Below are 23,433 nucleotides of genomic sequence, written 5' to 3'. Positions count from 1 at the left end.
AGGTCTTGGAGACGCACATACCCCTGAGTCAGGGGCGTTGCTCGGGGGCCAGCTCGGTGGGCTTCTTCAGGTCGCCGACCCGGCCCTGGCGCAGCAGGTCGAGGAACAGGTCGACGACGTCCGGGTCGAACTGGGTGCCCCGGCCCTGGCGCAGCTGCTCGGCGGCGGCGTCCACGCTCAGCGCCGGCTGGTACGGCCGGTCGACCAGCATCGCGGCCCAGGAGTCGCAGATGGCCAGCACCCGGGCCTCGACCCGGATGCCGTTGCCGACCAGGCGGGACGGGTAGCCGTTGCCGTCGTAGCGCTCGTGGTGCTGGCGGATGATGTCGGCGACCACACCGAAGCCGGGCACCATGCGGGCCAACCGGTAGCCGTACTCGGGGTGCTGGCGGACCAGCCGCCACTCGTCCTCGGTCAGGGCGGTGGGCTTGGTCAGCACCGCCTCCGGGATGACGATCTTGCCGATGTCGTGCAGCCGGCCGGCCAGCTCGGCGTTGCGGGCCATGGCCTCGTCCTGCCCGAGCGCGGTGGCCATGGTCAGCGCCCACCGGCTGATGGCCAGGCTGTGGTCGTGCGCGGCCAGCAGGGCGTCGACCTCGTCGGCGACGTGGCTGAGGTAGTCGATCATCGCCGTGTGGTCGGTGGCCACCGCGGTGTTGGTGGCCGAGGCCTCACCGACCACGACCTGGTCCCGGCCGCGGGCCTTGGCCACGTACAGCGCCCGGTCGGCGGTGGCGACCAGTTCGTTGGGGCTGTCCCCGTGCAGCGGGAAGCAGGCCGCCCCGACCGACACGGTGACGGCGATCCAGGTGTCCTCGGACACCGCGACCGGGCTGCTGGCCACCCGCACCCGCAGCCGCTCGGCGATGGTCTGCAGCTCGCTCAGGCTGGCCTCGGGCACCAGCAGCGCGAACTCCTCGCCGCCGTAGCGGGCCAGCACGTCCCCGCCGCGGGCGGCGCCGCGCAGCCGGGCGGCGATCTCGATCAGGGCCTGGTCGCCGGCCGGGTGGCCGTAGCGGTCGTTGATCGACTTGAAGTGGTCGACGTCCACGATGAACACGGCCAGCGAGCCGCCGCCGCGGCGGGCCCGCGCCACCTCGATGGGCAGTTGGGCCTCGAAGAACCGCCGGGTGTGCAGGCCGGTCAGCGCGTCGGTGATGGCCAGCCGCCGCTGGTCGGACACCAGCCCGGCCAGCCGGGCGATGGTCAGCCCGAACAGGGCCGCGCAGGCCAGCGCGATCACCGGGATGTCCCGGAAGTCGCCGCGGTTGGCCTGGATGAACAGCGTCACCGGGGCGATCAGGGCGGCGGCGCACAGCGCGGTGATGCGGGCCGGGCCGATGCTGGCGTCGCGCACCGGGGACGGGTCGGTGAGCCGAGCCATCGTCGGATGCAGCGCGGCCGCGCCCAGCCCCAGGTTGCCGGCCAGCCAGATGGCGTCCAGGAAGTTGCCGGTCACGTAGGTGCCGCTGAGCTGCTGCGCGACGTACATGGTGTCGGCCGCGACGAAGGCCAGCATGTTGAACGTCAGCAGGTAGAACGAGAGCGGCCGCCGCCCGCCGCCGAGGATCAGCCGCAGCGCCACGGTCAGCATCAGCAGGTCCAGCACCGGGTAGGCCAGCGAGAAGGCCTTGACCACGATCGGCGCGTCCAGCCGGGCGTTCGGGGCGATCAGGAACAGCCAGGACAGCATGGCCGCGCCGACGCCGATCACCGCCGCGTCCAGGATGCCGGGCAGGTCGCGACCGGGGGTGCGGCGGCGGATCAGCATCAGCAGGCCGGCCACCACCAGCGGGTAGTGGGCCACGTAGAGCGGGTCGGCGACGCCGGGGTAGTCGACGTTGCCGAACGCGTAGTGCGCGACGTAGAAGCTGGTGTCGGCGGCGGCGTAGACGACCTGGCTCAGCGCCAGCATGAACCACGGCAGCCGGGGCCGGGGGTGGTGGCGCAGGATGCCGATGACCACCATGACCGCGGCCGAGGCGCTGTCCAGGCAGTAGAGGGTGATTCTGACGCCGACGCCGGCCCCGGTCGGCGGGACGAGGTAGTAGGCCAGCAGCACCAGGGCGCCGGCCGACAGGTAGCCGATCCACAATCGGTCGTTGTCGGTACGCGGACCCCTCGCGCCCATGCAAGCACCCTCTCATCCGGAATTGGCCGACGGATCAGTCACCGTCTCCTATCCCGATCGCGTACGGCTCAGGATAGGGGATAACGCCGGTACGGCCGTGCCAAAGACCGGAGATGAAAGAGCATCCCTAATTTCCCGCGTCACGAAAGTGAGGGCCGGTGTGGGTTGACGAAGCCGCCGCGCATGTCAACCCACACCGGGGTCTGTGCTGCTCCCTGGGCGCGTACCCTGGTTGCTGAAACACACAGTAAACGTTTTCAATGACGGTGTCCAGAGCGAACGGGAGGCAGAAGATGTTGCGCAGTCAACGGTGGTACGCGGGCGACGGCCTGCGTGCGTTCAGCCACCGGACCCGGACCCGCCAGCTCGGCATAGGCGGACCCGAACACCTGGGCAAACCGGTCATCGCCATCGTCAACACGTGGACCGAGCTCAACCCCTGCCACAGCCACCTGCGGGAACGGGCCGAGGCGGTTAAGCGCGGCGTCTGGCAGGCCGGGGGCTACCCGGTCGAGCTGCCGGCCGGCTCGATGGGCGGCGAGACGTTCCAGAAGCCGACCGCGATGCTGTACCGGAACCTGCTGTCCATGGAGGCCGAGGAGCTGCTGCGCTCCTACCCGGTCGACGGCGCGGTGCTGATGGGCGGCTGCGACAAGACCACGCCGGCGCTGCTGATGGGCGCGGCCAGCATGGACCTGCCGGCGATCTTCGTGCCGGCCGGGCCGATGCTGCGCGGCAACTGGCGCGGCGAGGTGCTGGGCAGCGGCAGCGACATGTGGAAGTACTGGGACGACCGCCGCGCCGGCTTGGTCGACGACCGGCAGTGGAGCGAGCTGGAGGAGGGTCTGGCCCGCTCCCCCGGCCACTGCATGACCATGGGCACCGCCTCCACCATGACCTCGGTGGCCGAGGTGCTGGGCATGACGTTGCCGGGCGCGGCGTCCATCCCGGCCGTCGACTCCGGGCACGAGCGGATGGCCGCCGCCTCGGGCATGCGGATCGTCGAGATGGTCCACGAGGACCTGCGGCCGTCCCGGCTGCTGGACGAGCGGGCCTACCGCGACGCCATCACCACCGTGCTGGCCCTGGGCGGCTCCACCAACGCCGTCATCCACCTGGTCGCGATGGCCAACCGCAGCGGGATCAAGATCACCGCCGACGACTTCGACGAGGCCTCGCGGGACGTGCCGGTGCTGGCCGACCTACGGCCCAGCGGCCGGTTCCTGATGGAGGACTTCTACTACGCCGGCGGCCTGCGCGGCCTGCTGGCCCGGCTGCGCGACCGGCTGCACCTGGACCGGCCCACCGCGTCCGGCAGGACCTTCGGCGAAACCCTTGCGGGGGCGGAAGTCTTCAACGACGAGGTCATCCGGACGCTGGACAATCCGCTGGCCGCCGACGGCGGGCTGGCTGTGCTGCGCGGCAACCTCGCGCCGGACGGGGCCGTGATCAAGCCGATCGCCGCCCGGCCGGAGCTGTTGTCCCACACCGGTCCGGCGATCGTCTTCGACGGCTACGCCGACCTCCAGCGCCGCATCGACGACGAGGACCTGCCGGCCACCGCGGACTCGGTGTTCGTGCTGCGCGGCGCCGGCCCGCTCGGCGGGCCGGGCATGCCCGAGCACGGAATGCTGCCGATCCCGAAAAAGCTGCTGCGCGAGGGGATCCGCGATGTGGTGCGGATTTCCGACGCGCGAATGAGCGGCACCAGCTATGGCACTTGCGTATTGCACGTTGCACCCGAGTCGCACGCGGGCGGCCCGCTGGCATTGCTCCAAAACGGTGACATGGTGACCCTGGACGTGTCGAAACGGCTTTTGCACATGCATGTGGACGACGCCGAACTGGCCCGCCGCCGGGCCGCCTGGACGCCGCCCGAGCCTCGCTACACCCGGGGCTACGGGGCCATGTTCAGCCGGCACATCATGCAGGCCGACCAGGGCTGCGACTTCGACTTCCTGGCCGAGCCGGGTCGCACGCCCGAACCTGACGCGACCTGACACGAAGATCCCGTACAGTTCCGGTTGCTGCAGGAAGGCAGGTGCATGTCGGTGGCGGTGACCATCCGCGACGTGGCGCGGCAGGCCCAGGTGTCGGTCGCCACGGTGTCGCGCGCGCTGACCTCACCCGACCTGGTTCGCGCGACGACCAGGGAACGGGTGCTGGCGGTCGCCGCCGACCTGGGCTACCAGCCCAATCTGGCCGCCCGCGGCCTGATCACCGGCAAGACCGGCAACATCGGCATCGTGGTGCCCGACCTGAACAACCCGTTCTTCACCGGGGTGCTCAAGGGCGTGCAGAACCAGGCCCGGATGGCCAGCCACGCGGTGTTCGTCGCCGACAGCGACGAGGACCCGGCGGCCGAGGAGCAGTTGGTGCGGGCCATGGCCAAGCAGGTCGACGGTGTGATCCTGTGCTCGCCCGGCATCGACGAGCAGCAGGTCCGGGAGCTGGCCGAGTCCACCACCCTGGTGCTGCTGAACCGGCGCATGCGGGGCGTGCCGGCGGCGCTGATGAACTCCGGCTCCGGCCTGCGGCAGGTGGTCGACCACCTGGTGGCGCTGGGCCACCACCGGATCGCCTACCTGAACGGGCCGCGCACCTCGTGGTCCAACAAGGAGCGTCGCCGGGGGCTGCGCATCGCCGTGCAGCGGCACGACGTCGACCTGGTCGACATGGGCCCGTTCCCGCCGCGCTACGAGGGCGGCCTGCAGGCGGCGGACCTGGCCATCGCCGAGAACGTCACGGCCATCGTGGCGTACAACGACATCATGGCCCTCGGTGTGCTGGCGCGGCTGCGGGACCGCGGCGTGCGGGTGCCCGACGACGTCTCGCTCACCGGCTTCGACGACCTGATGTTCGGGGCCCTGTGCCAGCCGCCGCTGACCACCGTGGCCATGCCGGTCGTGCCGGCCGGGCGGCTGGCGGTCGACCTGCTGCTGGACCGGCTGGCCAACCGGGACGCCGAGGTGCGGCAGGACGAGCTGGACACCCAGCTCATCGTGCGCGCCACCACGGCGCCGCCGGCGCGGGCCGGGTAGCCGCTTTTCGGGACTACGGCTTGGGGAGGGCGCAGCCGGCCTTGGTCAGGTCCACCGCGCTGCCGGTCATGCAACCGGCCAGCAGGTAGGTCTCCTCGCCGTAGTTCGTTCCCTTGTGGACGGTCGTGTTGCCGCTCTGGTCCACCTCGCACGGGTTGTTGACGGTGCAGCGCTCGCCGTCCTCGTTGCCCGTGTTGTTGATGCCGATCAGCTTGCCGCTGGCGTCCTCGATCGGGGAGCCCGAGGTGCCGCCGATGGTGTTGCAGCTGGACGTGTAGCGGATCGAGTCCTTCCAGGTCCAGTCGCCTTCCTTGAGGCGGTAGACGAAGCCGTCGATGTTGCAGCTGTAGATCTTCTTCCAGTAGCCGGAGACCACCTTGATCGCCGTGCCCTGCGTCGGGTGCGCGGTCGCGATCTCCAGCGGGCTGATGCCGTAGCTCGACTTGATCGCGTCGTAGGTGGTGTTCAGCTGGTACAGCGTGATGTCCGTGTCGGTCATCGTCGCGTAGGACACCTTGGTGGCCCGCAGCGTCGCCTTGTTGCCGCCGGTCGGGCTCAGCAGCGTGAACGTCCGGGACGAGGACTTGTTCACCAGAACCTGGCCCGGGTCGAGGAACCCGCCCTCGTAGCAGTGGCCGTTGGTGAGCACGAGAGCCGGGCCCGAGGTCGGCGCGCCGGCCAGCTTCACCAGGGAGCCGGAGCAGTCGTTCAGGGCCACCGTCCCCGAGAAGTCGATTGCCGCGACAGCAGGGGCCGTTGAAGGCTGCGCGGCCGTCGCGGCCGGGGTGGTCAGGGCGGTGGTCGCGAGCAGGGCGCCGAGCAGGGTGCCGAGGACGCTCTTACGCATGGCAGGGAATCCCTTCCGTGGCTCCGGGTCAGGTGACACGGTGTAACAGTGTCGGACCAGTTGACCCGCTAGCCACGCGGCCCGCCACCCGCCGAAAGTCGGACGTTTCACCCACCCGAGCGACGACTCGAAGCCTGGCTGAGCGCCATTCCCACCACCACGCCTCCATTTCTCCTAGCTCCCCTCTCGCCCACGCCGCCCCCTCTCGCCGCCGAGCGCCTTCCCGCCCCGCCGATCGCCCCGCCCCGCACCCCTCCGGCCTCAATCACCCTCGGCTACCGTCCGTAGTGCCATCTTGTAGGATTGTTCAACAAGACCTACCCTTCCAGGCACCCCATCCCGTGAAGGAGGTCACATGGTCGTCCTCATCGGCGTCGCCCTGGTGGTGATCGGCTTCGCGCTGCGGCTGAATCCGATGCTGGTCGTCACCGTCTCCGGTATCGTCACGGCTCTGCTCGGCGGCCTGAACCCGGTCGCCATCCTGGACTCGTTCGGCACCGGCTTCGCCACCAACCGCTCGGTCACCATCTACGTGATCACGCTGCCGGCGATCGGCCTGCTCGAACGGTACGGCCTGCAACAGCAGGCGGCCCGGCTGATCGGCAAGCTGCGGGCCCTGACCACGGGCCGGCTGCTCGCCGCCTACCTGCTGATCCGCCAGGGCACCGCGGCGCTGGGCCTGACCGGCATGTGCGGGCCGGCCCAGACGGTCCGCCCGCTGATCGCCCCGATGGCCCTGGCCGCGGCCATCCGCCGGCACGGGGAGCTGACCGACCGGCAGGTGGAGCGGGTCAAGGCCTACTCGGCCAGCTCCGACACCGTCGGCCTGTTCTTCGGCGAGGACATCTTCCTGGCCGTGGGCTCGATCCTGCTGATCACCAGCCTGGTCGACAGCACCTACCACCTCAAGCTGGACGCCCTGCAGATCGCGGTCTGGGCGATCCCGACGGCCGTCTGCGCCTATCTGATCCACGGGGCCCGGCTGCTGTGGCTGGACCGCTCCCTGAGCCGCATGACCGTCAAGCAGGAGGTGTCGGCGCGATGATCGACGCGGAGTGGCTCTACTGGCTGTGCGGCCTGTTCTTCCTGGCCGGCGCGGGTTTCAGCTACCGCCGGGCGCAGTACGGCGGCGCGGCGTTCTGGGCACTGCTGGGCATTTCCTTCTGCTACTCGACGTTCGTCGTGAACAAGACGGCTCCGCCGTGGCCGCTGGGCGTGGCGGTGATCGTGGTGGCCGGGCTGGCCGGCTTCGGAGCGCTGGGCAGGACGGAGATCGCCACCACCAACCAGGCCGAGCGGATCACCGCCGCGAACACCTTGCGGGGCAAGCTTTTCGTGCCGGCGTTGATGATCCCGCTGGTGGCCCTGATCTTCGGCACGATGATCGCCTCGATCACCGTGCACGGAAAGCCGCTGCTGGCCACGGGAACCGCCACACTGACCGGCCTCGGCGTGGGCGCGCTGGTCGCCACCGCGATCGGCATGGTGCTGCTGCGCCCGGCCGGCGGGCTGAAGCTCACACTTCCCCTCACCGAGGGAACCCGCCTGCTGCAGGCGATCGGCTGGGCGGTGGTGCTGCCCCAGATGCTGGCCGTGCTGGGCCTGCTGTTCGCCAACGCCGGTGTCGGCACGGCCGTCGGCACGATCGTCTCGTCGGTGCTGCCCAAGGGCTCGCTGCTGCTGGCGGTGATCGTCTACTGCCTGGGCATGGCGCTGTTCACGATCATCATGGGCAACGCCTTCGCCGCCTTCCCGGTGATGACCGCCGCGGTCGGCTGGCCGGTGCTGGTCCAGCAGTTCCACGGCAACCCGGCGATCGTGTTCGCGGTGGGCATGCTGGCCGGCTTCTGTGGCACGCTGTGCACGCCGATGGCGGCGAACTTCAACATCGTGCCGGCGGTGCTGCTGGAGATGAAGGACCGCTACGGTCCGATCAAGGCCCAGCTGCCCACGGCCGCGCCGCTGCTGGTGTGCAACATAGCGATCATGTACCTGATGGGATTCTGAAGCCATGACCACAGTGCTGCTGACCGGGTTCGAGCCGTTCGGCGGGGACGCCGCCAACCCCTCGTGGGACGCGGTCGAACTGGCGGACGTGCCCGGGGTGAACCTGGTCAAGCAGCTGCTGCCCTGCGGCTTCGACGCCTCGGTCACGGTGCTGCGCAAGGCGGTCGAGGCCGCCGACCCGGACCTGGTGATCGCCGTCGGGCTGGCCGGCGGGCGGGAGGCGATCACGCCGGAGCGGGTGGCGATCAACCTGGACGACGCGCGGATCCCCGACAACAGCGGCCGGTCGCCCGTCGACGAGCCCGTCGTCGACGGCGGCCCGGCCGCCTACTTCACCGGCCTGCCGGTCAAGGCCGGGGTGGCGGCGCTGCGGGCCGCCGGCCTGCCGGCCGCGGTGTCGCACACGGCCGGCACCTTCGTCTGCAACCACGTGTTCTACGGCCTGATGCACCTGATCGCCACCGAGCGGCCGGGGCTGCGCGGCGGCTTCGTGCACGTGCCGTACAGCAGCGAGATGGCCGTCCCCGACGCGCCCTCGCTGCCGCTGCGGGCGATCGCCGACGGGCTGGCCGTCCTCACCCGGACCTGCGTCGACACCTCCGATGATCTGGCCGTCACCGGCGGCACCCTGCACTGACGTAAAGTGGACTTTCGTCTTCTTGTGCCGGTTTGACGATCCTTGTGTGATGGGCCTTGCCGCCCACTCAACGAGGAGGTCCGATGTCTGTCCGGTTACGGCTGGCGGCGCTCGGGGTCGCGGCGGCCACCGCGGCCGCCGGCCTGGCCCTGGTCACCGCCCCCGCCGCCGTCGCGTTGGACAACGGTCTGGCGCGCACCCCCCAGATGGGGTTCAACAACTGGAACGCCACGCACTGCAGCGGCGACTTCAACGAGACGATGGTCAAGGGCATCGCCGACCTGTTCGTCTCCTCCGGCCTGAAAGCCGCCGGCTACCAGTACGTCAACCTGGACGACTGCTGGGCGCTGCCGGCCCGGGACGCCGGCGGCAACCTGGTGCCCGACCCGGTGCGCTTTCCCGACGGCATCAAGGCCGTCGCCGACTACGTGCACGCCAAGGGCCTGAAGTTCGGCCTGTATTCCAGTGCTGGCACCAAAACCTGCAACACCGCGGGCTTCCCCGGCGGCCTGGGCCACGAGAAGCAGGACGCGGCGCTGTGGGCGTCGTGGGGCGTGGACTACCTCAAGTACGACAACTGCAACAACCAGGGCGTCGACGCCGTGCAGCGCTACACCGCGATGCGGGACGCGCTGGCCGCCACCGGGCGGCCGATCCTGTACAGCCTGTGCGAGTGGGGCCAGAACCAGCCGTGGAACTGGGCCACCAGCGTCGGCAACTCGTGGCGCACCACCGGCGACATCAACGACACGTACGCGAAGATGCTGTCCATCTTCAAGGCCAACATCAAGCTCGGCCAGTACGCCGGCCCCGGGCACTGGAACGACCCGGACATGCTGGAGGTCGGCAACGGCGGCATGACCGACACGGAGTACCGCAGCCACTTCAGCCTCTGGTCGATCATGGCTTCGCCGCTGCTGATCGGCAGCGACATCCGCAAGGCCACGCCGGCTACGATGGCCATCCTGACCAACAAGGACGTCATCGCGGTGGACCAGGATCCCTTGGGAGTCCAGGGAACTGAACTGTCCAATGCGAACGGTCTGCATGTGATCAGCAAGCCGCTGGCAGGCGGCGACCGGGCCGTCGCGCTGTTCAACGAGAACGGCACACCGGCGACCATCAGCACCACCGCCGCGGCCGTCGGCCTGCCCAAGGCGCTGGGCTACCAGCTGAACGACCTGTGGTCGCACAAGACCACCGAGACCGCCGGCAAGATCAGCGCCACCGTTCCCGCGCATGGCACGGCGATGTTCCGCGTGCACGCCGGCGGCGCCTGGTGGTCGAACCCGCCGGCCGTGCACACCAGCGCCGACCTGCCGCTCCCCTACCCCGGCGCGCCGGCGCTCGTCCAGCCCGGCACCACCACGACTCTCACCACCACGACCACCAATGACGGTGTCCTGCCTGGACTTCTCGGCGAGGTCAAGCTCACCGGCCCCGCCGGCTGGACGGTGAAAGCCACGTCACCGACGTTCCATCCGGTGCTGCCGGCCGGCCGCGACGTGTCGACCAAGTGGTCTGTCAGCACCCCCGCCGACACGCCGCCGGGCAGCTATCCCTTGCATGTCAGCACAACCTACTACCCTGGAAAGTCCACTTCGGACTATGATCTGACCGTCTCGGTCGCCGCCCCGCTGACCGCCGGCACCACCGGCCTCGGCGACGATCCGTGGCTGTCGGCCGACAACGGCTACGGGCCGGTCGAACGCAACACCAGCAACGGCGAGTCCAAGGCCGGCGACGGCCATCCGATCACGCTCGGCGGCGTCACCTACGCCAAGGGCCTCGGCGTCAACGCCCCCAGCACCATCACCTACTACCCGGCCGGCCACTGCTCCGCCGTCACCGCCACGGTCGGCCTCGACGACGAGAAGACCGGCGCCGGCTCCGTCACCTTCGAGATCTGGGCCGATGGCAACAAGGTCGCCGACACCGGCCTGATCAAGCGCGGCGACCCCGCCCAGTCCCTGCACGCCGACGTCACCGGCGCCGGCCTGCTCCGCCTGATCGTCACCGACGGCGGCGACGGCAACACCAACGACCACGCCGACTGGGCCAACGCCCAGATCACCTGCTAATCCGCGAGTCCCGTTCTCGGGCAAGCGAGTCCCGTCCTCGGGACCCACCAGTCGACGCAACCACGCTGCGACTGTCCCGAGGACGGGACTCGCTGTGACACGAGAGCGGGACTCGTGCTATCGGCAACTGTCACGCCCGAAAAGACCCCGCCCCAAACCGGTAACTCAGTTGCCCGAGAGCGGGACTCGCGGAACTGAAGAGAGCGTTCGCACTGAACGGCTGCCGAGGGCGGCGACGGTGGCCAGCACGGTGATCCCGGCTCCGGCCAGCAGGGCCGACTGGGTGCCGATGGCCGCGGCGACCGGGCCGGCGACCACCTGCCCCAGCGGGATGGCGATGAAGGAGCCGACGGCGTCGTAGGAGTAGACCCGGGCCAGCCGGTCGGCGGGAATGTGGTGCGGCAACGAGACGTCCCACGCGATGCCGGCCTGTTCCATGCCGAAGCCGGTCAACGCCAACGTCACCACCATCACCACCACCGTCGGCGCGACCGCCAGCCCGACCAGCGGCCCGGCGTCCAGGACGACCAGCGCGACGCCGACGGCCAGCGCGTGCCGGGGCTGCCAGCGCATGGCGACGAACCCGCCGACCAACGCCCCAACCGTCTCGGCGGCCAGGGCCAGGCCCCAGGCGGTCCGGCCGAACGTCTGGTCGGCGATGGCCGGACCGAGCACCTGGAGCCCGCCCGCGTTGATCGCGTTGACAAAAAGGAACTGCGCCACCACGACCCACAGCCAGGTCCGGCCGGTGAACTCGGTCCAGCCGTCCCGAAGATCGGCCAGCACGTGCGAGCGCTCACGGGCCGGCTCGGCGACCCGCACCCGCATGAAACACACCGCCGCCAGCAGGAAACCCAGCGCGTCGGCGGCGATGCCCCACCCCGGTCCGACCGCGGCCACCAGCACGCCGGCTACCGAACCGCCGGCGATCATCGCCACGCTTCGCGTCATCCGGGACGCGGCGTTGGCCGTGCGCAACAGATCCGCCGGCACCGTCTGCGGTGTCAGCGCACTGGACGCCGGCAGGAAGGCGGCCGACAGCGCGCCGTTGACCACGCCCAGCACGGCCAGCAGCGGCACCGAAGCCGTTCCCGTCAGCACCAGTGACGCCACCAGCGCCTGGGATATTCCCGCGCCCAGACTGGATCCCTGCAACACCACCGCGCGCGGCAGCCGGTCGGCCAGCACGCCGCCGGCCAGCAGCAACGCCACGTTGGCCACGGAGCGGGCGGCCACCACCAGACCGAGGTCGGCGACCGACCCGGTCAGGTCCAGCACGGCGAAGGCCAGCGCGATCGGCGCCATGGCGTTGCCGACGAAGCTGATCCCCCGTCCGAGCGTCAACCAGCGGAAACTGCGGTGGCGCAACAGATCAGCGAACACTCCGTGAGCATGTCAGCGGGGTCCAGTGATTTTCACAGGCAGGAATAGACGGCCGCGATGAGCTCCATCTTGCGCGGGTCGTCGGCGATGACGTTGCCCATCAGGTTCATCACGTGCCCGATGGCCAGGCCGGCCTCGGGATCGGCCAGCCCGAACGAGCCGCCGAAGCCGTCGTGGCCGACCGCGCGGGGATTGGGTCCGTAGTGGCCGTCCGCTCCGGACAGCCAAAGGCCCAGGCCCAGTTCGGTTTCCCGGCCGCCCAGGCCGGCGTCGCCGATGACCAGGTCGACACCGGAGCCCTGCCCCTCACGGGCCCGTTCCACCTGCGCGGCCCCGAGCAGCCGTTGTCCACCGGCGACACCGCCGGAGGCGAACGCGCCGTAGAGCGTCGCGACCGCGCGGGCCGTGGCATGCCCGTTGGCGGCGGGGATCTGCGCGGCCCGCCAGTAGGCGGAGTTGCCCTGGTCGGGTCCCACCACCGGATTGGTCAGCACGGCCAGCGCCACCGGATTGAGCTGGGCGAACATCGCCTGGAAGGCGGCGGGGTCCGCGGGCGGCGGCTGCACCAGGGTGGCGGCGCGGCCGTTGTCCGCCGGAGACAGTCCGATCCGGAAATCGGCCGCTGTCCGTTCGGCCACTTCGCGGTGTACGAAGTCCCGCACGGACGACCCGGTCACCCGATGGATCAGTTCACCGACAAGGAAACCGTAGGTGAGCGCGTGGTAGCCGGACGCCGTCCCGGGCTCCCACCACGGCCGGGTGTCCGCCAGCCGAGTGATCATCAAGTTCCAGTCGGCCAGCTCCTCGGCGGTGGTCGGCTCACGGAACGCGGCCAGGCCGGCACGGTGCGAGAGCAGGTGTCGCACCAACACGCTGTCGTTCGCGAACTCCGGCCAGTACTTCCGAACGGGCGCGTCCGGATCGAGCAGCCCGCGGTCGACCAGCATGTGGAACGCCAGCGCGACCACACCTTTGGTGGTAGACCAGATGTTGACGACGGTGTCGGCCAGCCACGGCTTGGCGCGGTCGGGGTCGGCGTGCCCGCCCCACAGGTCCACGACTTCCCGATCACCGACGCGGACCGCGACGGCCGCGCCGAGCTGCCGGCCGTCGGCCAGTTGAGCTGCCAGAACGTCTCGTACCGGGGCGAATGCCGGGTCACAGGTGCCATCCACGCTGAAGGCCGCCACACCAACCACATCCTCGCTCGATCGGATACGGCTATTGCTGGCGCAACAACATACCGACTGGTCGGTTGGATCTCAACCATGGGACCGGCACGCGACGACGGCGCGTTCGGCGATGGCCCGAAAAGGTCTCATGGTGTTGATTCAGGTTGCGAAGATTCCCACAGTGGATCACCGTATGGGGACACCGGCCGTCGGCGGGCCCACCGGGGCACCGGGATCGGCGCACCACGACCGGCGCTCGACACTGCTACTCCGCGAGCACCACCGGAGGACCCCGTGGTCGACACGCCTGCCCGGCCGAGTTGGACTACATCCCTGCCCCAGCCGCCCACCCCTGCCAGCCCCGATGTCGCGGCGCTGCACCGGCGGGCCGGCAGCGAGAACTTCACCGTCGCCAGCCTGCTGCTGCCGCCCCGGATCCGGCGTCGGCTGCTGTCCGTCTACGCCTTCGCCCGCCTCGTCGACGACATCGGCGACGAGGCCCCCGGCGACCGGAATGCCCTGCTGGACAAGGTCGAACGCGATATCGACCGGATCTACGCCGGCTACGTCGCGACCGACCGACTATGGGCCGAACTGACCGTGACCGTGCACGAGTGCGGCATCCCGCGCACCCCGTTCGACCGTTTGGTGCAGGCCAACCGCCGCGACCAACAAGTCAAGCGGTACCGCACCTTCGACGACCTGCTCGGCTACTGCGAACTGTCCGCCAATCCGGTCGGACACCTGGTGTTGCACGTGTTCGACGCGATGTCACCGGAACGCGCGGCGCTCTCGGACCAGGTGTGCTCGGCGCTGCAGGTGCTGGAGCACCTCCAGGATGTGGCCGAGGACCGGCGAAACGGCCGGATCTACCTGCCGGCCGAGGACCTGGAGCGGTTCGGCGTCCGGGAACAGGATCTGGCTGCCAGCAAGGCGAATCGCGAGGTGCGGGCGCTGATCGCGTTCGAGACCCAGCGCACGCTGCGGCTGCTCGACGAGGGCGCCGCCATCGTCGGCACGCTGCGCGGACTGGCCCGGCTGGCCGTCGCCGGCTACGTTGCCGGCGGGCGGGCCACCGCCGCGGCGATAGTCAACGCGCGTTTCGATGTGCTGACAACCACGCCACGGCCACGTAAATCCCGCACAGTCGCCGAACTCGCACGGTCGCTCGGCGGTGGCCGGTGACCGCGCTGTCCGTGACGATCGAGGCCGCCTACGACCACTGTGAGCACGTCACCGGCGAGCAGGCCAAGAATTTCTCTTATGGCATCAGGCTGTTGCCGCCGCTCAAGCGCCGCGCGCTGTCCGCGGTCTACGCCTTCGCCCGCATCGTCGACGACATCGGCGACGGCGACGCGCCCGCGGAGCAGCGCCTGGCTGGGCTGAACGAAGTTCGTGAAAGGTTGCACAATCTCGCGGATCTCCGGGACGACCCGGTCGCCGTCGCGCTGAACGACGCGACGCTGCGGTTCGGCCTGCCGCTGGGCGCCTTCGACGAGCTGATCGACGGCTGCCAGGCCGACGTGCTCGGCACGGCGTACGAGAACTTCGAGGACCTTCGGCACTACTGCCGCTGCGTGGCCGGCTCGATCGGACGGTTGTCGCTGGCCGTGTTCGGCAGTCCCGACCAGGCCCGCGACTCCCAACTGGCCGACGCGCTCGGCGTCGCCCTGCAGCTGACCAACATCCTGCGGGACGTGCTGGAGGACCGCCGCAAAGGCCGGATCTACCTGCCGGCCGAGGATCTGCGCCGGTTCGGCTGCACGCTGGACCTCGACGCGGACGGCAACCTGGTGGACAACGAGGACGCGCTGACCGCGCTGCTGGAGTACCAGGGCGCGCGGGCCGAGGAGTGGTACACCGTCGGCCTGCGGCTGCTGCCCCGCCTGGACGGCCGCAGCCGGGCCTGCTGCGCGGCCATGGCCGGCATCTACCATCGGCTGCTGGCCCGCATGATGACCCGGCCGTGGCTGGTGCGCAGTTCCCGAACATCCTTGCCCGACTGGGAGAAAGTCCTGGTGGCGGCCCGTTCGCTGGCCGGGTCGCGGCCGTGACGGCGCGGGTGGTTGTCGTGGGCGGCGGCTTGGCCGGCCTCACCGCCGCCTGCGAACTGGCCGACCGCGGCCTGGCCGTCACCCTGGTGGAGGCCCGGGCCCGGCTCGGCGGCGTCACGTTCTCCTTCAGCCGCGGCGATCTCGTCGTCGACAACGGACAGCACGTGCTGCTGCGCTGCTACACCGCTTACCTGGACTTCCTGCGCAGACTGGGCGTTGCTCACCACATCGAGATGCAGCCGCGGATGACCATCCCGGTGCAGGGAGCCGACGGCCGGCTGGGTTCCTTGTCCCGCACCGCTTTGCCGGCGCCGCTGCACCTGCTCGGCTCGCTGGCCACGTACAAGCTGCTGTCTCCCGTGGACCGGGTGCGCGCGGCCTGGGCCGTTCCGGCGATGCGGCGGCTGGACCCGGATGATCCCCGGCTGGACGAGCAGAGCCTGGGCGACTGGCTGCGGGCGCACGGGCAGAACGACAACACCATTTCCGCGCTGTGGAACCTGATCACCGTGGCCGCGCTGAACTGCGACGCCGACGAAGCCTCGTTGGCCTTGGCGGCCAAGGTGTTCCGCACCGGTCTGCTCGACCGCAGCGAGAACTGCGACATCGGCGTGCCGGCCGTGCCGCTGTCCGAACTGCACGGCGAGCCGGCCCTGGCTTACCTGCGGGCCCACGGAGCCCAGGTTCGGCTGCACGCCGCGGTCAAGGAGATTCGCCGGGCCGACAACGGTTTCGAGGTCGTCACCGGCGAGGACACCCTGGCCGCGGACGCGGTGGTGGTGGCCACGTCGGCCGACGCCGCCGCCAGGCTGCTGCCCGACACCGTCACCGACGACCTCGGCCACTCCCCCATCTTCAACGTGCACGTGATCTTCCCGCGGCGCGTGACCGACCTCCCGTTCCTCGCGGTGGTCGGATCACCGGTGCAGTGGGCGTTCGACCGGACCTCGGTGTCGGGGCTGACGCAGGGCCAGTACCTGGCCGTGTCGGTGTCGGCCGCGAGCGAGTGGATCGACCTGCCCGTGGCGCGGTTGCGGGAGCTGTTCCTGCCGGAGATCGCCCGGGTGCTGCCCGGAGCCGCCGGGCAGGTTCCCACCGATTTTTTCGTCACCAAGGAACGGACGGCCACCTTCCGGCAGCAGCCGGGCAGTGGCCGACGCCGCGCGGCGCAACGGACCGGCACGCCCGGACTGGTGCTGGCGGGCGCGTGGACCGCGACGGGGTGGCCAGACACAATGGAGGGCGCCGTGCGCAGCGGACAGAACGCGGCAAGGTTGTTGTCGGAGCAGCTTCCCGCCACCGTGAGCGAGGTGGCCCGGTGACCGCGACGCTGCCCCGGCCGGTCACCACCGCCGCCGATCTGGTCCAGCCGGCGATGCGGCGCGCGGTCGACACGCTCAACCCGTCCATCCGCAACGTGGTGAGCTACCACCTCGGCTGGATCGACCAGGCCGGCAACCCGACCGCCAAGGGCGGCGGCAAGGCCCTGCGGCCCGCACTGGCGCTGCTGTCCGCACAGGCCGCCGGCGGCACCGCCGAGCAGGGCGTGCCCGGCGCGGTCGCGGTGCAGTTCGTGCACGACTTCTCGTTGCTGCACGACGATGTGATGGACGGCGACGTCGAACGCCGGCACCGGCCGACGGCGTGGAAGCTTTTCGGTGTGCCGGCTGCGATCCTGGCCGGCGACGCGCTGCTCACGCTGGCCGTCGAGGTGCTTCAGCCGGCTGCCTCGCCGGCCGCGACCGACAGCGTCACCCTGGCCGTGCAGGACCTGATCGCCGGGCAGAGCAAGGACCTGGAGTTCGAGCGCCGTCGCGACGTGACGCTGCACGAGTGCGTCGACATGGCCAACGGCAAGACCAGCGCACTGATGCGCTGCGCCGCCTCCATCGGCGCCATCCTGGCCGGGGCCCCGGCCGAGCGGGTGGAGCTGCTGGCCCGCTTCGGCATGCACCTCGGGCTGGCCTTCCAGCTGGTGGACGACCTGCTCGGGATCTGCGGCGCGCCGGAGGTGACCGGCAAGGCGGTGCTCGCGGATCTCAAGGTGCGCAAGAAGTCCCTGCCGGTCGTCGCCGCGCTGACGTCCGGCACCGCGGCCGGCGACGAGCTCGCGGCGCGGTACCTCGTCGAGGGCACGCCCGCCGACGAGGAACTGCCCGAGTTCGCCCGGCTCATCGAGCAGGCCGGCGGCCTGGCCTGGGCCGAGGCCGAGGCCGACCGGCAGGTGGCCGCCGCCGGCGAGTGTCTGGACGCCGTCGGCGCGCCTGAAGAAATTCGGGAGGCTCTGTGGCAGATCACGCACTTCGTGGCGGAGCGCGATCGGTGAGCGATGTGGCCCTGGCCAAGCAGAAAGCCATCGACCACCTGGTGTCGTTGCAGGACGGCGACGGGTGGTGGAAGGGCGAGCTGGAAACCAACGTCACAATGGACGCCGAGGACATGCTGATGCGCCAGTTCCTCGGCATCCGCGAGCCGGTCGGCACCGCCGAGACCGCCAACTGGATCCGGTCCCAGCAGCGCGCCGACGGCACCTGGGCCACCTTCTACGGCGGGCCGGGCGAGCTGTCCACCACCGTCGAGGCGTACACCGCGCTGAAGCTGGCCGGCGATCCCGCCGACGCCGACCACATGGTCAAGGCCCGGCAGTTCGTGCTGGACAACGGCGGCATCGAGAAGACCCGGGTGTTCACCCGGATCTGGCTGGCCCTGTTCGGCGAGTGGTCCTGGGACCGGCTGCCGGTGCTGCCGCCGGAGATGATCCTGCTGCCCAAGTGGTTCCCGCTCAACATCTACGACTGGGGCTGCTGGGCGCGGCAGACCGTGGTGCCGTTGACCATCGTCGGCTCGATGCGGCCGGTGCGGCCGCTGGGGATCTCGGTCGCCGAGCTGAGGACCGGCAGGCCGGCCGAGCCGTTCGAGCCGGCGCTGAGCTGGGCCGGATTCTTCCAGCGGCTGGACAAGGTGCTGCACCTGCACGCCAAGCTGCCGGTGAAACCACTGCGGGCCTACTGCATTCGCAAGGCCATCAAGTGGATCCTGGCCCGGCAGGAGGCCGACGGCGGGTGGGGCGGGATCCAGCCGCCGTGGGTGTATTCCATTCTGGCGCTGCACCTACGGGGCTATCCGCTCGACCATCCGGTTCTGCGCAAGGCCTTCGACGGCCTGGAGTCGTTCACCATCAAGGAGAACGGGTCCCGCCGGCTGGAGGCGTGCCAGTCCCCGGTGTGGGACACGGCGTTGGCCGTCACCGCGCTGCTGGACGCCGGTGTGCCGCCGGACGATCCGACGCTGAAAGGCGCCGGGAACTGGCTGCTGGACGAGGAAGTCACCGTCCGCGGCGACTGGGCCGTGCGCCGGCCGTCGCTGCCGCCGGGCGGGTGGGCGTTCGAGTTCGAGAACGACAACTACCCCGACGTGGACGACACCGCCGAGATCGTGTTGGCACTGCGGCGAATGGCCCCCGACGAGCCCGCGGTGCAGCGGGCCGTGGAGTGGACCGTCGGCATGCAGTCCCGGGACGGCGGCTGGGGCGCGTTCGACGCCGACAACACCCGGCGGATGGCCGAGAAGCTGCCGTTCTGCGACTTCGGCGCGGTGATCGACCCGCCGTCGGCCGACGTCACCGCGCACGTGGTGGAGATGCTGGCCCACGAAGGACTGTCCGGCATGCAGCCGGCCCAGCGGGGCGTCAAATGGCTGCTGGACAACCAGGAGGCCGACGGCTCATGGTTCGGTCGGTGGGGTGCGAACCACATCTACGGCACCGGCGCCGTGGTGCCGGCGCTGATCGCCGCCGGCCTGCCGACCGCGCACCCGGCGATCCAGCGCTCCGTGACGTGGTTGGAACAGCACCAGAACGCCGACGGCGGCTGGGGTGAAGACCTTCGGTCCTATCGGGACAAGTCGTGGGTCGGGCGGGGCGACTCCACCGCGTCGCAGACCGCGTGGGCGCTGCTCGCACTGTTGGCCGCCGGCGAGCGCGGGCCCGTCACCGACCGGGGCGTGCGCTGGCTTGTCGCCACGCAACGGGAAGACGGCACGTGGGACGAGCCGCAGTTCACCGGCACCGGCTTCCCCGGCGACTTCTACATCAACTACCACCTGTACCGCCTGGTTTTCCCGCTGACGGCCCTTGGTCGGTATCTCGATGGCTGATCCCCTGGTCGTCGCCACCGCGCTGCGGATCGAGCGGTTCGCGCTGCGGCGCGGGCTGCGCGGCGTGCCGGTCACCGCGGTCGGGATGGGTGTTCGCCACCCGTCCCGGCTCGCGCTGCCGGCCGGCGCCGCCCTGGTCGTGGCCGGTCTGGCCGGGGCGCTGGTCGACGGGCTGAACCCCGGCGACCTCGTCGTCGACGACCGTTCCCTGGCGTTGTCGTTGCGTGGCAACGGCTTTGTCGTGCACCACGGTGCTGTCGCGTTCAGCGACCACCTCGTCGGCTCCGCCGAACGCGCGGAGCTGGCTGCCCGTACCGGCGCGCTGGCCGTGGACATGGAGTCCGCCGGCCTGCTCGCCCTCGCCGGCGACCGACCGCACGCCGTGGTGCGGGCGATCGTCGACACGCCGTCCCGGCCCCTGCTGGGTCCGGCGACCCTCGGCGGCGGCATCGCGGCGCTGCGCCGCCTCGCCGCTATCGGCCCGGTGCTGCGGCACTGGGCGGAGTCGAACGCGAAAGAGGTCCACCAGTGAACATGCCGTTGCACCAGAGCCTGCGAATCGCCGGCTACCTGCTCGGGCAGAAGCTGCGCCGGCGCGAGAAGTTCCCGCTCATCGTGGAGCTGGAACCCCTGTTCGCCTGCAACCTCAAGTGCGCGGGCTGCGGCAAGATCCAGCAGCCGCACGATCTGCTGCGCCAGCGCATGCCGGTGCAGCGGGCCATCGACGCCATCGAGGAGTGCGGCGCCCCGATGGTCTCCATCGCCGGCGGCGAGCCCCTCATGCACCCGCAGATCGACGAGATCGTCAACGAGCTGGTCCGGCGCAAGAAGTACGTGTTCCTGTGCACCAACGCCGTGCTGCTGCGCAAATGGATCGACAAGTTCGACTTCAAGCCGTCCCGCTACTTCGCCTTCGCCGTGCACATCGACGGGCTCCAGGAGCGGCACGACGAGTCCGTGGCCAAACAGGGTGTGTTCGAGGAGGCCGTGGCGGCGGTCAAGGAGCTCAAGAAGCGCGGGTTCCGGGTCACCACCAACACCACGTTCTTCAACACCGACACGCCGCAGACCGTCATCGAGGTGCTCGACTACCTCAACGACGACCTCCAGGTCAGCGAGATGATGATCTCCCCCGCGTACGCCTACGAGAAGGCCCCCGACCAGGAGCACTTCCTCGGCGTGCAGGAGACCAGGGAGCTGTTCCGCAAGGCCTTCGCCGACGGCCGGCGCAGGCGCTGGCGCCTCAACCACTCCCCGCTGTTCCTGGACTTCCTCGAGGGCAAGGTCGATTTCTCCTGCACCGCGTGGGGCATCCCGTCCTATTCGCTGCTGGGCTGGCAGAAGCCGTGCTACCTGATGTCCGACGGCTACGCCAAGACGTACCGGGAGCTCATCGACGAAACCGACTGGGACGCCTACGGCCGCGGCAAGGATCCGCGCTGCGCCAACTGCATGGCGCACTGCGGCTACGAACCCACCGCCGTGCTCGCCACGCTCGGCTCGCTCAAGCAGTCCCTGCGGGCCGCCGTCGGCCGCTGACCTCGTTCAGGCGGCCTTCGGACGCCGGAGCCGTTCGCTGACCATGTACACCACGGTCGCCAGGATGCCGCTGGTCACCAGCTGGACCGGCATCCAGGCGGCCGCCAGCGCGGCGGCGATGTAGACCGCGGTGACCAGCATGATCGGGATGTGCCGGCGCTCGTGACGGAGCTGGCTGCGCAGGTGGGCGCGGACCGGCTTGGCCAAGCGGCGGACCAGCCTGGCCACCATCACGGCCCAGAACACCACCAGCAGTCCCGCCACCACCGCGGGGAGCGCGGGGCCACCTTCCGAGCTGAGCGTGATGAAGGCGGCCCCGACGAAGACGGCCTGGGCGGCCAGCCGCGCGCCGCGCAGGATCCGCCGGCAGACCAGGTCGATGTTGTCCCGAGCCACCTGGAGCCGCGGGTTCTCGGCCAGCGCCGCCGCGAAGCCCGCGGTCGCCCCCTCCAGGTCATTGCCGCGCAACTGGATCGTCGCCAGGTTGTTGCGGGCCGCCGCGTTCTCCGGGTCGAGCCGTAGAGCCTCCCGGTAGTTCCGCTCCGCATCCACCAGATTCCCTTGCGCCCCGGCCAGAACCCCGCGCGTGAGGTGCGTTTCCGCATGCTGCGGCGCCAGTTCCACCGACCGGTCCGCCGCCCACGTGGCCTCGGCCCGGTACAGGTCCAGCCTCGGGATCATCGCCGTCACCAGGACCACGTACTGCTGCCACTGGTGCGGGGCCAGCCGCACCGCTTCCCTGGCCGCCTCGATCGCTTCCTCATGGCGGCCGAGCTTGTGCAGCGCCAGCGACTGCAGCCGGTGCGCCCACTCACTGTCCGGATTGGACGCCAGCGCCTGGCCCGCCGCGTACCGCATCGCGTTGACGTCGCCCGCCTTCTGCTCGCACTGGGCCAGCAGGCACCACGCCTCCGTCGAGGCCGGGTCGTCGGCCAGGACCTTGCCCAGCTCCACCCTGGCCTGCTCGTGTCGGCCCAGGTCGATCAGCGTGCGGGCCCGGCCGATGCTGTCCATTCAGGCCAGCCGGTGCTTCTTCAGGTAGGCGAGCAGTTCGTCGTACGTCCCGCCCTCGTTCGCGAACATCGCCACGTTCCGGGCCGCCGAGAACCACGGCACCGTCGAGGGCTTGATCTCCTTCAGCGCCTCTTCCAGGTCCGCCATGCCGATCATGCGGGTCTGTCCCCTGCGCACCGAGTCCAGCAACGCCTTCTCCGCCGCCGCCTCACACGCGTGCGCCAGATCCGCCCCCGAGTACCCGTCCGTCCGCTTCGCCAGCTTCCCGAGGTCGATCCCCTCCGTGGGCCGGTCCTTCAGGTGGTAGGCCAGGATCGCCTGCCTCGCCTCCAGATCCGGCGGCAACACCAGCAACGTCCGGTCGAACCGCCCCGGCCGCTTCAACGCCGAGTCCACATCCCACGGGTGGTTCGTCGCCGCCAGCACGAAGACGCCCTCGTTGCTGTCCCGCACGTCGTCCAGCTCCACCAGCAGCTGGTTCACCGTGCCCCGCATCGCCGAGGAGCGCAGCTGGCTCCTCTTCTGCCCCAGCGCGTCGATCTCGTCCAGGAACAGCACACAGGGCGCGTTCCTCCGGGCCGTCTCGAACATCTCGTGCAGATTCCGCTCCGACTGCCCGATGTACATGTTCAGCACATCCGACAACGTGACCGAGATGAACTTCGCCCCCAGCTCCCCCGCCACCGCCCGCGCCACGAACGTCTTCCCACACCCCGGCGGCCCGTACAACATCAGCCCGCCGCGCATGCTCTTCCCGTACAGCTTGCGCAGCTCCGGATTCCGCATCGGCGCCAGAAACGCCGCCTCCAGCCGCTCCTTCACCGCCTTCAGGCCGCCCACGTCCTTCAACGTGATCCGACCCTCTTCGACGTCCAGGAACCCCAGATCCTCCTCAGCGGCGGCCCAGTCGAACACCGGCACCGGCTCCACCTTCTCCGGCTCGGCCTCGGCCTCGTCAGGCTGGCTCCCCTCAGGCTCCTCCGGCTCTCCGCCCGACTCCTGTTGGGCCTCCACCGGCTGAGGCTGTCGCACCTGCTCCCCCGGCGCTCCCAACGCCCGCCCCAACACTGCCCGGGCCGCCTGCGACGCCGGATCGTGCTGCAACGCCGTCGCCGCCTGCTCCGCCGCCCCCTCCGCGTCCCCCACCGCCAGCAGCTGCTCAGCCAGGTGCAACCGCAACGTCACATCCCCGGGCACCGCCTCCACCGCCGCACGCAGACTCCGGATCAACGGCGTGTCCACCACTCGGGCCCCTCCCCTACGCGCAAGGTTCCCACCAGTCTATCCCGCCGATCACCGCAAGGGTTTGCCCCGATCACGGACGCAACAGCCGAAAACCCCATTTCGCCGGGCACGTCACCGATAGCGAACC

General features: G+C 70.4%; 19 protein-coding genes. 13 read left to right on the top strand and 6 right to left on the bottom strand.

The window, feature by feature from the left end; all coding sequences use genetic code 11:
- Positions 1 to 28 precede the first annotated feature (28 nt).
- The gene (locus tag JJ691_RS01980; protein ID WP_211767076.1) at positions 29 to 2,131 is read right to left on the bottom strand and encodes a diguanylate cyclase; all 2,103 of its coding nucleotides are present in this window, start codon (positions 2,129 to 2,131) and stop codon (positions 29 to 31) included.
- Between the two features lie 293 nt (positions 2,132 to 2,424).
- Between JJ691_RS01980 and araD the strand changes: the two genes are divergently transcribed.
- Entirely contained in the window at positions 2,425 to 4,131 is a 1,707-nt protein-coding gene (gene araD / locus JJ691_RS01975) for an L-arabinonate dehydratase (protein WP_249227623.1), read from the top strand.
- A 45-nt stretch (positions 4,132 to 4,176) separates the two neighbouring features.
- Entirely contained in the window at positions 4,177 to 5,172 is a 996-nt protein-coding gene (locus tag JJ691_RS01970; protein WP_306291346.1) for a LacI family DNA-binding transcriptional regulator, read from the top strand.
- A 13-nt stretch (positions 5,173 to 5,185) separates the two neighbouring features.
- Here the strand turns inward: JJ691_RS01970 and JJ691_RS01965 are convergent, their stop codons facing one another.
- A complete protein-coding gene (locus JJ691_RS01965) occupies positions 5,186 to 6,019 on the bottom strand; it encodes a S1 family peptidase (RefSeq protein WP_211767074.1) in 834 nt (277 codons plus the stop codon).
- A 355-nt stretch (positions 6,020 to 6,374) separates the two neighbouring features.
- On the opposite strand from JJ691_RS01965, the gene JJ691_RS01960 reads away from it, so the two are divergent.
- The 4 genes from JJ691_RS01960 to JJ691_RS01945 all read left to right on the top strand — a co-directional run bounded on the left by JJ691_RS01960 (position 6,375) and on the right by JJ691_RS01945 (position 10,744).
- Complete coding sequence (locus tag JJ691_RS01960; protein ID WP_211767073.1) at positions 6,375 to 7,064, top strand: DUF969 domain-containing protein; 690 nt, start codon at positions 6,375 to 6,377, stop codon at positions 7,062 to 7,064.
- Entirely contained in the window at positions 7,061 to 8,026 is a 966-nt protein-coding gene (locus JJ691_RS01955) for a DUF979 domain-containing protein (protein WP_211767072.1), read from the top strand. Before JJ691_RS01960 ends, JJ691_RS01955 begins: the two co-directional genes overlap by 4 nt.
- A 4-nt stretch (positions 8,027 to 8,030) precedes the next feature.
- Positions 8,031 to 8,663, top strand: a complete 633-nt coding sequence (pcp, locus tag JJ691_RS01950; RefSeq protein ID WP_211767071.1) for a pyroglutamyl-peptidase I — start codon at positions 8,031 to 8,033, stop codon at positions 8,661 to 8,663.
- Positions 8,664 to 8,746: 83 nt separating this feature from the next.
- Positions 8,747 to 10,744 carry an NPCBM/NEW2 domain-containing protein gene (locus JJ691_RS01945; protein ID WP_211767070.1) on the top strand — a complete coding sequence of 666 codons (1,998 nt, stop codon included), beginning with the start codon at positions 8,747 to 8,749 and terminating at the stop codon, positions 10,742 to 10,744.
- Between the two features lie 165 nt (positions 10,745 to 10,909).
- Here the strand turns inward: JJ691_RS01945 and JJ691_RS01940 are convergent, their stop codons facing one another.
- Complete coding sequence (locus JJ691_RS01940; protein ID WP_211767069.1) at positions 10,910 to 12,127, bottom strand: MFS transporter; 1,218 nt, start codon at positions 12,125 to 12,127, stop codon at positions 10,910 to 10,912.
- 32 nt (positions 12,128 to 12,159) lie between these two features.
- Entirely contained in the window at positions 12,160 to 13,317 is a 1,158-nt protein-coding gene (locus JJ691_RS01935; RefSeq protein WP_211767068.1) for a serine hydrolase domain-containing protein, read from the bottom strand.
- A 276-nt stretch (positions 13,318 to 13,593) separates the two neighbouring features.
- Here JJ691_RS01935 and hpnC point away from each other — a divergent pair, with 276 nt between their 5' ends.
- Genes hpnC through hpnH form a run of 7 tightly spaced genes read left to right on the top strand, consistent with a single transcriptional unit; the run spans position 13,594 to position 21,047 of the window.
- Positions 13,594 to 14,484 (top strand): squalene synthase HpnC, encoded by an 891-nt coding sequence (gene hpnC, locus JJ691_RS01930; RefSeq protein WP_249227622.1) that lies wholly within the window; start codon positions 13,594 to 13,596, stop codon positions 14,482 to 14,484.
- Positions 14,485 to 14,495: 11 nt separating this feature from the next.
- On the top strand, positions 14,496 to 15,353 hold the full coding sequence (gene hpnD, locus JJ691_RS01925; RefSeq protein ID WP_211771221.1) for a presqualene diphosphate synthase HpnD: 858 nt from the start codon (positions 14,496 to 14,498) through the stop codon (positions 15,351 to 15,353).
- Complete coding sequence (gene hpnE, locus JJ691_RS01920; RefSeq protein WP_211767066.1) at positions 15,350 to 16,675, top strand: hydroxysqualene dehydroxylase HpnE; 1,326 nt, start codon at positions 15,350 to 15,352, stop codon at positions 16,673 to 16,675. Before hpnD ends, hpnE begins: the two co-directional genes overlap by 4 nt.
- On the top strand, positions 16,672 to 17,679 hold the full coding sequence (locus JJ691_RS01915) for a polyprenyl synthetase family protein (protein ID WP_211767065.1): 1,008 nt from the start codon (positions 16,672 to 16,674) through the stop codon (positions 17,677 to 17,679). Before hpnE ends, JJ691_RS01915 begins: the two co-directional genes overlap by 4 nt.
- Positions 17,676 to 19,508, top strand: a complete 1,833-nt coding sequence (gene shc / locus JJ691_RS01910; RefSeq protein WP_442912584.1) for a squalene--hopene cyclase — start codon at positions 17,676 to 17,678, stop codon at positions 19,506 to 19,508. Before JJ691_RS01915 ends, shc begins: the two co-directional genes overlap by 4 nt.
- A complete protein-coding gene (locus tag JJ691_RS01905; protein ID WP_211767063.1) occupies positions 19,501 to 20,040 on the top strand; it encodes a hypothetical protein in 540 nt (179 codons plus the stop codon). Before shc ends, JJ691_RS01905 begins: the two co-directional genes overlap by 8 nt.
- Positions 20,037 to 21,047, top strand: coding sequence for an adenosyl-hopene transferase HpnH (gene hpnH, locus JJ691_RS01900; protein WP_211767062.1), 1,011 nt, complete (start codon positions 20,037 to 20,039; stop codon positions 21,045 to 21,047). The genes JJ691_RS01905 and hpnH overlap by 4 nt, the downstream gene beginning before the upstream one ends.
- Positions 21,048 to 21,053: 6 nt before the next feature.
- Here hpnH and JJ691_RS01895 read toward each other — a convergent pair whose 3' ends face one another.
- Positions 21,054 to 22,061 (bottom strand): tetratricopeptide repeat protein, encoded by a 1,008-nt coding sequence (locus tag JJ691_RS01895; RefSeq protein WP_211767061.1) that lies wholly within the window; start codon positions 22,059 to 22,061, stop codon positions 21,054 to 21,056.
- The gene (locus tag JJ691_RS01890) at positions 22,062 to 23,303 is read right to left on the bottom strand and encodes a tetratricopeptide repeat protein (RefSeq protein WP_249227620.1); all 1,242 of its coding nucleotides are present in this window, start codon (positions 23,301 to 23,303) and stop codon (positions 22,062 to 22,064) included.
- Between the last annotated feature and the right edge of the window lie 130 nt (positions 23,304 to 23,433).

Origin of the sequence: Kutzneria sp. CA-103260, assembly GCF_018263855.1 — a bacterium.
In the GTDB taxonomy this organism is placed as follows: domain Bacteria; phylum Actinomycetota; class Actinomycetes; order Mycobacteriales; family Pseudonocardiaceae; genus Kutzneria.
This window is presented reverse-complemented; position numbering and strand designations above follow the sequence as displayed.

What these genes read in the sequence shown, in the direction of transcription:
- JJ691_RS01970 (WP_306291346.1), top strand. Translation starts at nt 4,177, where the DNA reads ATGTCGGTGGCGGTGACCATCCGCGACGTGGCGCGGCAGGCCCAGGTG.
- JJ691_RS01945 (WP_211767070.1), top strand. Translation starts at nt 8,747, where the DNA reads ATGTCTGTCCGGTTACGGCTGGCGGCGCTCGGGGTCGCGGCGGCCACC.
- JJ691_RS01955 (WP_211767072.1), top strand. Translation starts at nt 7,061, where the DNA reads ATGATCGACGCGGAGTGGCTCTACTGGCTGTGCGGCCTGTTCTTCCTG.
- JJ691_RS01905 (WP_211767063.1), top strand. Translation starts at nt 19,501, where the DNA reads ATGGCTGATCCCCTGGTCGTCGCCACCGCGCTGCGGATCGAGCGGTTC.
- JJ691_RS01960 (WP_211767073.1), top strand. Translation starts at nt 6,375, where the DNA reads ATGGTCGTCCTCATCGGCGTCGCCCTGGTGGTGATCGGCTTCGCGCTG.
- JJ691_RS01895 (WP_211767061.1), bottom strand. Translation starts at nt 22,061, where the DNA reads ATGGACAGCATCGGCCGGGCCCGCACGCTGATCGACCTGGGCCGACAC.
- JJ691_RS01965 (WP_211767074.1), bottom strand. Translation starts at nt 6,019, where the DNA reads ATGCGTAAGAGCGTCCTCGGCACCCTGCTCGGCGCCCTGCTCGCGACC.
- araD (WP_249227623.1), top strand. Translation starts at nt 2,425, where the DNA reads ATGTTGCGCAGTCAACGGTGGTACGCGGGCGACGGCCTGCGTGCGTTC.
- JJ691_RS01980 (WP_211767076.1), bottom strand. Translation starts at nt 2,131, where the DNA reads ATGGGCGCGAGGGGTCCGCGTACCGACAACGACCGATTGTGGATCGGC.
- pcp (WP_211767071.1), top strand. Translation starts at nt 8,031, where the DNA reads ATGACCACAGTGCTGCTGACCGGGTTCGAGCCGTTCGGCGGGGACGCC.